The following is an 11,892-nucleotide window of genomic DNA, read 5'->3' as shown; positions in this document are numbered from 1 at the left end:
GGACACATCATGCTTGGATCCGACGCGGCCACCGCCGCGGAAAGGCCGCCGCAGGCAGACCCAGCACCGCAGAAGCAATCGACGGTCAAGGTCATCCGCGCGGCTGTTGTGGGCACCATCGTCGAGTACTACGACTTCGGTATCTACGGCTATATGGCAACCATGGTCGCCACCCTGTTCTTCGTCTCGGAAGACGAGACGGCTGCACTGCTGGGCACGTTCGCTGCCTTCGCGGTGGCGTTCTTCCTGCGTGTGCCGGGCGGCATCTTCTTCGGGCACATCGGCGACAAGTACGGGCGCAAGACCGCATTGTCATGGACCATTCTGTTGATGGTCGTGGCGACGGCGGCCATGGGCCTGATGCCCACCTACGCCACTCTGGGTGTGTGGGCGACCGTTCTGCTCGTGCTCGCGCGCTGCCTGCAGGGTTTCGCGGCCGGTGGTGAACTCGGCGGCGCCAATGCATTCGTCTCGGAATCCGCTCCCGCTCGCTGGCGGGCCACACAGACGTCGATGGTCAACTCCGGTACCTATCTCGGTTCGTTGGCGGCGTCGCTCGTCGCACTCGGGATCACATCGACGTTCTCCGAGGAGCAGATCCTGGAGTGGGCGTGGCGCATTCCGTTCCTGCTCAGCGTCGTGATCGGTGTGGTCGGCGTCTGGATCCGGAATCATCTAGAGGACACCCCGCAGTTCGAGGAGATGGCCGACAAGGGTGAGACGAAGAAGCTGCCCATCATGGAGTTGCTGAAGACCTCCGGTGGAAGCGTCGTCAAGATCGTTCTGCTCGGTGCGCTCATCGTCGGTGGCTACTACATCGCGTCCGTCTACGCGGCGACCTACCTGCAGACCGAAGGCGGACAGACGTCGTCGGCGGCGTTCCTGTCCACGTCGCTCGCGCTCGTTCTCGGTGTGATCACGCTGCCCATCGCCGGATACATGGCCGACAAATACGGGCGCAAGCCGGTGCTGTTCACCGGTAGCGTGGCGTCGGCGGTGCTCGGCGTCCCGATGTTCATGTTGATGTCGGGCGGAACCCTGTGGCAGGCCGTTCTCGGTCAGTCCGTGCTGTTCATCTGTGTGTCGATCGTCAACGGGGCCTCCTTCGTCGTCTATGTCGAGATGCTGAAGGCATCGGTGCGGTACAGCGGCATCGCCCTCGGCAACAACGTCACGAACATGTGCCTCGGCGGCACCGCACCGTTCATCGCGACCTACCTGATCAATGTCACCGGTAACTCGCTGGCACCGGCCGGATACTTCGTCTTCTGTGCCTTGCTCACGCTGGGCGCGGTCTTCTTCATCAAGGAGACCAAGGGCGTCGAACTGCGGACCGACTGAACCCGACAGACCCTGCTCGAACGCCGGCGCCCATCAGGGCGTCGGCGTTCGGCATTGCTGTGGTAATAAATACATGAACAAATACTTCCCCTGCGGTACTGTGACCGCATGTCCGCACCCCGCGACCTCGACTACTGGTCCTTCGTCGAACTCGCGCAGGAGCGCCTGAACAGCAAGTTCGGCGAACATCACCGCAGTGCCACCGAAGTACTGCTCACTCTGAACCGGGCGTCGGACATCGTCACCTACGACCTCGAATCGACCGTGCACCGCCCGCGCGGGCGCTCCTGGTCGGCCTATCGCCTGATGTTCGTGATCTGGCTGGCCGGGCCCATCGAACCGAATGTGGCGGCGCGGCTGACCGGAATGAGTCGCGCAGCCGTATCGAATCTCGCGAAACCGCTGGTCGAAGCGGGTGTCCTGGAAAAGACGCCGGTCAGTCACGATGCCCGCTCGGTGCAACTGTCCCTCACGGAGGCCGGCGAGAAGGAAATCGTCGAATCCTTCGGCGCGCAGAACGAACGCGAACTGGCATGGGTGAACGTCCTCAGCGACGCTGAGCAGCAGATCCTCGTAATGCTGCTGAACAAGCTCATCACCAACCGCAGCCAGTTCGACGTGCGCGGGCGTAACTGATTCACGGCAATTTCAACCCTGTGGTTGCGCTCACGCTCTCAAGTTAGTTAATGTGTTTACTAACCCCGGCGGCGACAGAGACCCCGCGCAGCCCGATTCATCATTTCCGAGGAGCTGAACCATGGCTTTCTACCGACAGCTCGGCGTCATCCCGCCCAAGCGTCACACCCAGCACCGCGACGACAACGGCAACCTCTATTACGAGGAGCTGATGGGTGAGGAAGGCTTCTCGTCCGATTCCGCGCTGCTGTACCACAAGTACATTCCGTCGGCGATCGTCGAAGCCACCGAATGGGCGGTGCCGGATCAGTCCACGACACCGAACCATCCGCTCGTGCCGCGGCATCTGAAGCTGCACGATCTGTTCCCGGAGAGCGTCTGGAACGACACCGACGTCGTCACCGGCCGCCGGATGATCCTCGGCAACCCCGACGTGCGCATCTCCTACGCCGTGTCCAAGAAGCCCTCGCCGCTCTACCGCAACGTGGTGGGCGACGAGATGGTCTACGTCGAGTCGGGCACCGCGAACGTCGAAACCGTGTTCGGCACCCTCGAAGCCAAGCCCGGCGACTACGTGCTGCTGCCGATGGCGACCACACATCGCTGGGTTCCCACGGGCGACGAGCCGCTGCGTGCCTACACGATCGAGGCCAACAGCCACATCGTGCCGCCGAAGCGCTACCTGTCGAAGTTCGGCCAGTTCCTCGAGAACGCCCCGTTCTGCGAACGCGACCTGCACGGCCCCACCGAGCCGCTGATCGTCGAGGAAGAGAACGTCGAGGTGCTCGTCAAGCACCGCACCTCCCACGGCATCGTCGGTACCCGCTACCTCGTGCCGAACCACCCGTTCGACGTCGTCGGCTGGGACGGCTGCCTGTACCCGTACACGTTCTCGATCCACGACTACGAGCCCATCACCGGTCGCGTGCACCAGCCGCCGCCGGCGCACCAGTCGTTCGAGGGCAACAACTTCGTGATCTGCAACTTCGTGCCCCGCAAGGTCGACTACCACCCGCTGGCGATCCCGGTGCCGTACTACCACTCGAACGTCGACTCCGACGAGGTCATGTTCTACGTCGGTGGCGACTACGAAGCCCGCAAGGGTTCGGGCATCGCCCAGGGTTCCATCTCGGTGCACCCCGGTGGTCACGCTCACGGCCCGCAGCCCGGCGCGTACGAACGCAGCATCGGAGCGGAGTTCTTCGACGAACTCGCCGTCATGGTCGACACCTTCCGTCCCCTCGAACTCGGTGAAGGCGCCTTGGCGTGCGAGGACGACTCGTACGCTGGTAGCTGGAACCGCAACCGGGAGGCCAAGTGACCACCTTCGGGCCCCTGCTCACGCACCTGTGCGACGACGCCGCGCTCTTCCCGCCCGGCAATGCGCCGATCGCGGAGGCAGTCCCTGCGCACGCCGTCCACGCCGATGCCGATCACGCACCACTCGTCGGTTCGTTCGTGTTCCCCGCCGGACGCCTCGGCGAGCTCGCCGAACTGCTCGAGCGGCAGCCCTACGCCGGTGAGCTCGAACTGAGCCTGACGGTGCCGGCAGGCACCGCCGCGGTTGCTCCGGCGCTGGCGAAGGCAGCGACACTCGATTCGGTGTCCGTCACCGCCCTCGAGATCGCGGTACCCGCGGAGCAAACCGTCGACGAACTTTTTGCCGCCCTCGACGAGATCGCTTCGGCCGAACCGGAACTCGGCATCTTCGTCGAGGTGCCCCGCGACGAGCGCCGCTCCGAGATCCTGACTCGCCTGGCGGGGACGCCGTTCTCGGCGAAGTTCCGCACCGGCGGCATCGTTGCCGAGGCATACCCCGACGAAGCAGAACTGGCCGACGCGATCCGCACGGTTGTCGCGACGGATGTCCCGTTCAAGGCCACCGCCGGATTGCACCACGCGGTTCGCAACACCGACCCCGAAACCGGTTTCGAACAGCACGGTTTCCTGAACATCCTCGACGCGGTTGCCGTGGCACTCGACGGCGGCGACAATGCTGCAGTCGCGAATGCGCTCGCCGACCGCGACAGTGCGGCACTCGCGTCGCGCCTGAAAGAGCTGTCCGACGAGCGAGCCGCAGAGGTGCGCAGCCGGTTCCGTTCGTACGGCACCTGCAGCATCGCCGACCCGCTCACCGATCTGCTCGAACTCGGGCTCGCACCGTCGACCGTATCTCCGATCAGCGAAGGAAATCACGCATGACCACCATTGCAATCCCGGACGATTCGCTCTTCGGGCTCGCCAACCTGCCCTACGGCATCTTCTCCACCGTCGACTCGGAGCCGCGCGTCGGTGTGCGCGTGGGCGATTCGGTTCTCGACCTGAGTCGCGTGTTCGAAGACGACGTGGTCTTCGCCGAGCCGAGCCTCAACGCCTTCATGGCTCAGGGTCGTGCCCGCTGGGACGAGGTGCGCGCCATCATCAAGGAGACGGTCGTCGGCGACGTGGCCGACAACGCCGTCTTCCCGATCGCCGACGTCACGCTGCACATGCCGATCGAGGTCGCCGACTACGTCGACTTCTATGCGTCGGAGAACCACGCATCGAACTTGGGCCGTCTGTTCCGCCCCCAGAACCCCGACCCGCTCATGCCGAACTGGAAGCACTTGCCCGTCGGCTACCACGGTCGTTCGTCGACCGTCGTCACCTCGGGTGTCGACATCGTCCGTCCGTGCGGTCAACGCAAGGGCCCGAATGACGAAGCGCCCCTCTACGGCCCGTCGATCCGGCTCGACATCGAAGCAGAGATGGGCTTCATCGTCGGCGCGGGGTCGAAGATGGGTGAGCAGATCGCTCCCGACGAGTTTGCCGAACACTGCTTCGGTGCCGTGATCCTCAACGACTGGTCGGCCCGCGATATCCAGGCCTGGGAGTACGTACCGCTCGGACCGAACCTCGGCAAGTCGTTCGCGACGTCGATCTCGCCGTGGGTCGTGCCGATCGCCGCGCTCGAAGCCGCGCGCATCGACACCCCGGTTCAGGACCCCGAGCCGCTCCCGTACCTGTTGGGCACCGAGAAGTGGGGCCTGGACATCGATCTCGCCGTCGAGTGGAACGGCCACGTCGTGTCGCGTCCGCCGTATGCGCAGATGTACTGGTCGCCCGCGCAGATGCTGGCGCACACCTCGGTCAACGGTGCCGCGACCCGCACCGGCGATCTGTTCGGCTCCGGCACCATCTCCGGTACGGAGAAGGATCAGCGCGGTGCATTCATCGAACTCACCTGGGGTGGAGCAGAACCCGTCCAGGTCGGTGACGAGACCCGTACCTTCCTCGAGGACGGCGACGAGATCTCCATCTCCGCTACCGCTCCGGGCCCGAACGGCTCGCGTATCGGTTTCGGCGAGGTGCGCAACCGCATCCTGCCTGCCACGGGAGACGCCAAGTGAGCAAGGTCTTCGCTACGACGGCCGATGCGGTCGCCGACATTCCCTCGGGTGCATCGCTCGCCGTCGGTGGTTTCGGGCTGTCGGGTATCCCCGACGAGTTGATCGCAGCGATCGCCGCCGGCGACGCCACCGACTTCGAGGTGTTCTCCAACAACTGCGGCGTCGACGGGCACGGTTTGGGGATTCTTCTCGGTGAGAAGCGGATCCGCCGGGTCACCGCGTCGTACGTCGGTGAGAACAAGGAGTTCGCGCGTCAGTACCTCTCGGGTGAGCTCGAGGTGGAGCTGACACCGCAGGGCACCCTCGCGGAGAAGCTTCGTGCCGGTGGTGCCGGTATTCCGGCGTTCTTCACCCCCGCCGGGGTCGGTACCCCGATTTCCGACGGCGGTCTGCCGTGGCGCTACGCCGCCGACGGGTCGGTGGAGATCGCGTCGCCCGCGAAGGAGATCCGTGAGTTCCGCGGTAAGCGGTATGTGCTCGAGGAGTCGATCGACGCCGATTATTCGCTGGTGCATGCGCTCAAGGGCGATACCGAGGGCAATCTGGTGTTCAACAAGGCGGCGATGAACTTCAATCCGCTCGCGGCGATGGCCGGCAAGGTGTGCATCGTGCAGGTCGAGGAGCTCGTCGAGCCGGGTGAGATCGATCCGGGGCAGGTGCACCTGCCGGGTGTTTTCGTTGACCGGATCGTGCACACGGGCGTGCAGGACAAGCAGATCGAGAAGCGCACCGTCAGCGCAGGAAAGGTGGCGTGAGCATGACTGCTGTTGTGGAGACGCTCGGCTGGTCGCGGACGGAGATGGCGGCCCGGGCTGCACAGGAACTCTCGCCGGGCGAGTACGTCAACCTCGGTATCGGTCTGCCGACTCTGATTCCGAATTATCTGCCCGAGGGTGTGCGGGTGACGTTGCACAGTGAGAACGGGATCTTGGGTACCGGACGGTATCCGACCGAGGAGGAGATCGATCCGGATCTGATCAACGCGGGTAAGGAGACCGTGACGGTCAATCCGGGTGCGGCGTTCTTCGATTCGTCGTTGAGCTTCGGGATGATCCGTGGCGGTCATATCGATACCGCTGTGCTCGGTGGCATGGAGGTTTCCCAGACGGGTGATCTGGCGAACTGGATGGTGCCGGGCAAGATGGTCAAGGGTATGGGTGGTGCGATGGATCTGGTGCACGGTGCCCGCAAGGTGATCGTGTTGATGGAGCACACCGATAAGCAGGGCAATCCGAAGATTGTGGAGAAGTGTTCGCTTCCGTTGACGGGTGAGGGTGTGGTCCAGAGGATCATCACCAACCTCGCCGTCATCGATGTCACCGACAATGGTCTGGCCCTGCGTGAGTGCGCGCCGGGTGTGACCGAAGAGCAGGTCCGCGCAGCAACAGGAGCGCCCCTGGCTTGACAGCCGGACCACGCATCGATACCCGGGACCCACAAAGGACCCGGGTATCGATGTCTGTCCAGTCAGTCGATCGAGAGGATATCTCCCACAGAGCAATTCAGGACTCGGCACAGGGCGGTCAGGGTGGAGAACCGGATGGCGCGAGCACGACCGTTCTTCAGCACCGACAGGTTGACGACGCTCACCCCCACCTCGTCGGCCAATTGCGCCAACGTCATACCTCGGTCGGCGAGCAGTGTGTCGAGGTGGCAGCGGACGGCATGCTCGGTTTCGGGGGGCATCAGACGAGGCCTTCGTTGTCCCGGGCCATGCGGCTTCCGATGCGCAGCGCGACCGCGACTGCCGACAGCGCCATGCAGAAGACGTAGCCGTACCAGAACTCGGGCCCGAGGGGCGCGAAGTCGAGCATCTCGCGTGCCTCCACGTCGCGGAGCAGCATGTTGGTGCCGAGCGTTCGTGGGATCTGCGGAACGATGATGGTCGCGACCGCCACGATGGAGGAAATCATGACGAGGCGTACCGCGAGGCGGTCGAACAGGTGGCCGCGGATGAATCGCACGACCATCCACGTCAGCAGTGCCAGTATCGCCAGATAGCCGAACGTCTGCAGTGCGTCGGCGCTACGGATGAAGCCGACGGTGACGGGGGAGAGCGGGTCTGTCGACACGTCGATGGTGGAAGGCGACCCCAGTTGCATCGCGACACCGTCGATCGACGTCAGGGCCTGAGGCTCGTCGAACTCGACACGTGCTGTGACGATCCCGTCGTTCAGTTCGCGGAGGAGTCCGGTGACATACGTGTAGAGGACGACGCCGCCGGTGAGGGCGAAGACGGTGATCGACGCCCACAGGTCGCGGCGGTCTTTCTTCGATGTGTCGGTCGGAGTGATCGGTCCGGTATCGGTCGTGTCCATGGCTGCTCCCGCGCCTCGTAAAGGTCCATATCGATAAACGATGCATCGATTATCGTTATACGCATCGATAAACGATATGTCCAGAGGTGCAGTATCGGCGACGTCCGGAACTTTCCTCCGATAGTCGGGGTTTCCGCAGGTCGACGACCTGCGGAAACCCGTGGAACCAGAGGAAAGTTGCCGGCCTCAGATTCTGGCGACCGGGTCACCGCAGTGAATGGCGCCCGGCACACTGACCTGTGCATACACGCCGACACACGGTGCTTCCTTGCCACCCTCACGGGTCAGCACGCGATTGCGCGACATGACGGTACGCAACATCTCGCGTCGGGCCGGGACGTCCTGATGATCGAGCGTCACCATCACGCACCGATCGGTGCGCTTGTTCGGTTCGATGACGACGTCACCGAGCTCGAGCTGAACACCCAGCCAGTCGTTCTCGACGAACCCGTCGATGCCCTCGGTGTCGACGACGATCGTCGGCCGGAACCGGCGAACCGCAACCCCGATCGGATCGCCCGTGTCCAGCGCATTCACCGACGACGAAGTGACCACGTGCAGGGGAGCGGCATCGTAGGAGCGGGATCTCGCCTCGAGTCGGACCGGGTGCGAAGTCAGGTCCGACAACACCGCGTCGACGCGGTTGTCGTCGCCTTGCAGAACCGTGCCGTCGGGAAACGTCAGTTCCAGCGACGCCGGGTCGCGTGGGTCGGTCTCGTCGGTCAGGCGCGCACCGCAGGTCAGCAGCACGCCGAAACGACGAAACTTCTTCGCGCTCGCCACGGCTCCTGATTCTGCGTCGACCACCGCCCACACATGGTCGCCGCGCAGGCCATCGGTTTCGATCGTCGCGGACTGCAGCCGCTCGCCTCCGAACGACTTGACCGGATACCGCCACAGTTGACCGACATGCACAACGAGCCAGCATACGGATGCGGTGTGACCTGTGGGGACCTAGTGTGACGGCCATGACGGAGAACAGACGACGGTGGGGGCTCACAGTGCCCCTCGACGGCATCCCCCTTGCCGACCAGCGCAGCATCATCGAAGAGCTTCCCGACCTCGGCTACACCGACGTCTGGTCGTCCGAAGCGAACGTGGCCGACGCCTTCACCCCGCTCGCACTCGCGAGCGTATGGGCTCCATCGCTGCGGCTCGGCACCGCGATCGTTCCCGTCTACACCCGCGGCCCGGCCACGCTCGCCATGTCTGCAGCGACCCTCGCCTCCGCTGCTCCGGGCCGATTCGTGCTCGGTGTGGGCACGTCGTCCAATGTCATCGTCGAGAAATGGAATGGCATCCCGTTCGACGAGCCGTACAAGCGCGCCCGCGACACGTTGCGGTTCCTGAAGTCGGCGCTGGCCGGCGAGAAGGTGACGCAGGAATACGACACCTTCACCGTCGACGGGTTCCGTGCCGGGCTGGTCGCCGACCCCGCTCCACCGGTATTGCTCGCGGCGCTGCGCCCGGGGATGCTCCGCCTCGCAGGCAAGGAAGCCGACGGAGCGATCGTCAACTGGTTGTCGGCCGACGACGTGCGTACCGTCACGCCCTACGTTCACGAGGGTGGCGACGGCAAGGAGATCGTCGCGCGGATCTTCGTCTTGCCGGGATACGACACCGACACCGCTCGCGCCATGGGCCGCCGGATGATCGCGGCATACATGAATGTGCCCGTCTACCGTGCGTTCCACGAATTCCTCGGACGCTCCGACGAGTTCGAGGGCATGTGGCGTCTGTGGGCGGAGGGCGACCGTAAGGCTGCGCTCGAGGCGATCCCCGACAGCGTCGTCGACGACCTCATCGTGCACGGCCATCCCGACGAATGCCGTGAGCACATCGAGCGGTACACCGAGGCGGGAGTCACGACGCCGGCCATTCTGCTCGTTGCCGACGGCGATCCGACGCCGATGATCCGCGCCCTCGCACCGCGCTGAGCTTCCGGTCGTCACGATTCGGTAGCGGCGGTTAACGGAAGGGAACGGCGACACGACTAATCGAGCAGGTCGCTCGAGGAGTTGTTCATGTCCGATTCATCTTCCCGGTTCACGGTCGCTGCCGACGACGGCGTACCACTCGTCGCCTATGTGGACGGTCCGGCCGATGCCGAGCTCACCGTCGTGTTCGTGCACGGCCACTGCCAGGATTCGGCGTGCTGGGTCGGTGTCGGTGCGCAGTTGGACGTTTCCGCCGTGCGGACGGTGAGGTACGACCAGCGCGGTCACGGGCGCTCCGGGATCGGCGACGTCGAGTCGTTCACGTTCGACCAGTTGGCGCGCGACCTCGAGTCCGTCCTCCGTACGCTCGTGCCGCGCGGCCCGGTGGTGCTGGCCGGCTATTCGATGGGCGGCATGGTGTCGCTGGCATATGCACGGCTGCATCCGGCTGCGATCGGAACGCGGATCGTGGGGTTCGCACTGGTGTCGACCGCAGCGGGAGGACTCGCCGACGCCGGTGTCGGCCGGTACCTGCGACATCCCGCCGCATCGTTCCTGCATCGGGCGGTGCTGCGCGCGCCGCGGACCATGGAGCGGTCGAAGCGTGCGGGCGGTGCGGTGTGCACGATGCTGGGCCGACGACGTTCGGCCGACTCGTGGCTGCGCATGCTCGGAATGGTGCTGGCGAACGAGACGTCCGTCGTCACCTGGTCGCGGCTGCTGGCGGCGTTCGCGGTGCTCGACGAGTACGACGCGATCGGGGCACTCGCGACCGTTCCTGTCGTGGTGGCATCGGGAACGGACGACCGGTTCGTGCCGATCGCCCACTCGGAGGCGATCGTGTCGCATCTACCCGGGGCCGAGTTGGTTCGGATCTCCGGCGCGGGACACCGTGTGCTCTCCGAGAGCGCGGTCGCGGTCGCGGGTGCGGTCGGCGGACTACTTGCGCGGGTGCGTGAGAGCGCGCTCATCGAGGCGTGCTGATGAAGGAACTGTGCGGCCCAGCATCACGCCGACGCACATCAACGCTGCGGCCGCACCGAAGCACACACCGAACCCGACGTGGGGGGCGGCGAGCGAGATGGCGAACGGTACCGCGAAACCGAGATAGATCAGGCAGTAGAACACCGCCACGCTCTGCGCCAATTCATCGGCCGGTGCCGTGTTCTCCACCGCAACGAGGCCCGAGATGAGCAGGATGCCGTAACCCGCACCGAGGAGAATCGCAGCGGCGACGATCACGGCCACCGCCCAGGGGCCGTCCGTGTAGGCGGTGCCGGTGGCAGCAGCGAATCCCAGCACGCCGATCCCGACCCCGGTGCGGATCCCCACCGTCTCTCCGTGTCGGGCGATGCGCCGCGCCCAGGGCTGGATCAGGGCGCCGGTGAGCAGGGTGAGCGCGGCGATCGCGCCGGTGAACGCGATGGACACGTCGCTCACGCTGTCGGACACGAGAGGCGGAAGCGTGACAAAAGATACTGTGGCACACCCGAACACCCACGGTGCCCACGGCACCACACCCCACCGGAACCGTGGGCTCGACAACACGGACAGTCGCCACGAACCCCGCACGGTGCGGGGCACGTGACCGTCGGGCACCGACCACACCAGCGCCAGAGCCACCACCATCAACACGATGTGCACGAGATACGCCAGCACTTCGGGCGCAGGCAACCATTGCGCGATGAACCCGGCGAACAGCGCTCCGCACCCGAAGCCGGCCGACAGCGACACCGCTGCGCGGCGCGCCCCCACTCCGGCGCCGGCGCTCAGTTCCTTCATCCAGGCGGTTCCCGCGCCGAACGCCATTCCCGATGCGAGACCGGCGAGGATCCGGCCCAGATACAGCAACAGCGGTAACTCGGCACCGAGAAGCAACACCACCGACGAGACGATGCTCACCGGGACCATCGCGAGGATCACCGGACGTCGACCGATCCGATCAGCGACGCGGCCGAAGTACAGCAGGGCGGGAATCAGCCCGATGATGTAGGAACCGAGCATCGCGGCGAACGATCCGCTGCCGAGACCGAGGTGCTCGCGGTAGACGAGCTGCATCGGGGCGAACTGATTCGCGCCCCAGCTCACCGCGAACACGGCGAACGACAGGCGTGCCCAGGGTGAGAACATGGACCGATCCTCGCAGGTGCGCGCGAACGTCGACGTATCAACTGTTCACATCCCGCCCGCCGAGATCCTGTGGAGACTGGACGTTGGCGGCCCCGCCTGTCCGCACCTAGCGTTCACCTCCATCGGAACGAAGGAGGACGC

General features: G+C 65.1%; 13 protein-coding genes. 9 read left to right on the top strand and 4 right to left on the bottom strand.

What is annotated here, in order from left to right; genetic code table 11:
* Positions 1-9 precede the first annotated feature (9 nt).
* The 7 genes from ACFWCF_RS23360 to ACFWCF_RS23330 all read left to right on the top strand — a co-directional run bounded on the left by ACFWCF_RS23360 (position 10) and on the right by ACFWCF_RS23330 (position 6,771).
* Positions 10-1,341, top strand: a complete 1,332-nt coding sequence (locus tag ACFWCF_RS23360) for an MFS transporter (protein ID WP_378488597.1) — start codon at positions 10-12, stop codon at positions 1,339-1,341.
* Between the two features lie 108 nt (positions 1,342-1,449).
* The gene (locus ACFWCF_RS23355) at positions 1,450-1,977 is read left to right on the top strand and encodes a MarR family winged helix-turn-helix transcriptional regulator (protein WP_378566687.1); all 528 of its coding nucleotides are present in this window, start codon (positions 1,450-1,452) and stop codon (positions 1,975-1,977) included.
* A 121-nt stretch (positions 1,978-2,098) separates the two neighbouring features.
* Positions 2,099-3,298 (top strand): homogentisate 1,2-dioxygenase, encoded by a 1,200-nt coding sequence (locus tag ACFWCF_RS23350; RefSeq protein ID WP_378566684.1) that lies wholly within the window; start codon positions 2,099-2,101, stop codon positions 3,296-3,298.
* A complete protein-coding gene (locus ACFWCF_RS23345) occupies positions 3,295-4,179 on the top strand; it encodes a hypothetical protein (protein WP_378566681.1) in 885 nt (294 codons plus the stop codon). Before ACFWCF_RS23350 ends, ACFWCF_RS23345 begins: the two co-directional genes overlap by 4 nt.
* Positions 4,176-5,366, top strand: a complete 1,191-nt coding sequence (gene fahA, locus ACFWCF_RS23340; protein WP_378566678.1) for a fumarylacetoacetase — start codon at positions 4,176-4,178, stop codon at positions 5,364-5,366. Before ACFWCF_RS23345 ends, fahA begins: the two co-directional genes overlap by 4 nt.
* Positions 5,363-6,121 (top strand): CoA transferase subunit A, encoded by a 759-nt coding sequence (locus tag ACFWCF_RS23335; RefSeq protein WP_378566675.1) that lies wholly within the window; start codon positions 5,363-5,365, stop codon positions 6,119-6,121. Before fahA ends, ACFWCF_RS23335 begins: the two co-directional genes overlap by 4 nt.
* Before the next feature lie 2 nt (positions 6,122-6,123).
* Entirely contained in the window at positions 6,124-6,771 is a 648-nt protein-coding gene (locus ACFWCF_RS23330) for a CoA transferase subunit B (RefSeq protein ID WP_378566672.1), read from the top strand.
* 62 nt (positions 6,772-6,833) lie between these two features.
* Here the strand turns inward: ACFWCF_RS23330 and ACFWCF_RS23325 are convergent, their stop codons facing one another.
* From ACFWCF_RS23325 to ACFWCF_RS23315, 3 genes are all read right to left on the bottom strand, one after another.
* Positions 6,834-7,052: a helix-turn-helix domain-containing protein gene (locus tag ACFWCF_RS23325; protein ID WP_378566669.1), complete on the bottom strand. Its 219-nt coding sequence runs from the start codon at positions 7,050-7,052 to the stop codon at positions 6,834-6,836.
* The gene (locus ACFWCF_RS23320) at positions 7,052-7,684 is read right to left on the bottom strand and encodes a hypothetical protein (protein ID WP_378566666.1); all 633 of its coding nucleotides are present in this window, start codon (positions 7,682-7,684) and stop codon (positions 7,052-7,054) included. The genes ACFWCF_RS23325 and ACFWCF_RS23320 overlap by 1 nt, the downstream gene beginning before the upstream one ends.
* 186 nt (positions 7,685-7,870) lie before the next feature.
* Entirely contained in the window at positions 7,871-8,599 is a 729-nt protein-coding gene (locus ACFWCF_RS23315) for an MOSC domain-containing protein (protein WP_378566663.1), read from the bottom strand.
* Positions 8,600-8,652: 53 nt separating this feature from the next.
* On the opposite strand from ACFWCF_RS23315, the gene ACFWCF_RS23310 reads away from it, so the two are divergent.
* On the top strand, positions 8,653-9,621 hold the full coding sequence (locus tag ACFWCF_RS23310) for an LLM class F420-dependent oxidoreductase (protein ID WP_378566660.1): 969 nt from the start codon (positions 8,653-8,655) through the stop codon (positions 9,619-9,621).
* Between the two features lie 87 nt (positions 9,622-9,708).
* Positions 9,709-10,605: an alpha/beta fold hydrolase gene (locus ACFWCF_RS23305; protein ID WP_378566657.1), complete on the top strand. Its 897-nt coding sequence runs from the start codon at positions 9,709-9,711 to the stop codon at positions 10,603-10,605.
* Here the strand turns inward: ACFWCF_RS23305 and ACFWCF_RS23300 are convergent.
* Positions 10,561-11,751, bottom strand: coding sequence for an MFS transporter (locus ACFWCF_RS23300; RefSeq protein ID WP_378566654.1), 1,191 nt, complete (start codon positions 11,749-11,751; stop codon positions 10,561-10,563). The two genes, ACFWCF_RS23305 and ACFWCF_RS23300, sit on opposite strands and share 45 nt — an antisense overlap.
* Between the last annotated feature and the right edge of the window lie 141 nt (positions 11,752-11,892).

The sequence above is a fragment of the Rhodococcus sp. NPDC060090 genome (assembly GCF_042729855.1).
In the GTDB taxonomy this organism is placed as follows: Bacteria; Actinomycetota; Actinomycetes; order Mycobacteriales; family Mycobacteriaceae; genus Rhodococcus.
This window is presented reverse-complemented; position numbering and strand designations above follow the sequence as displayed.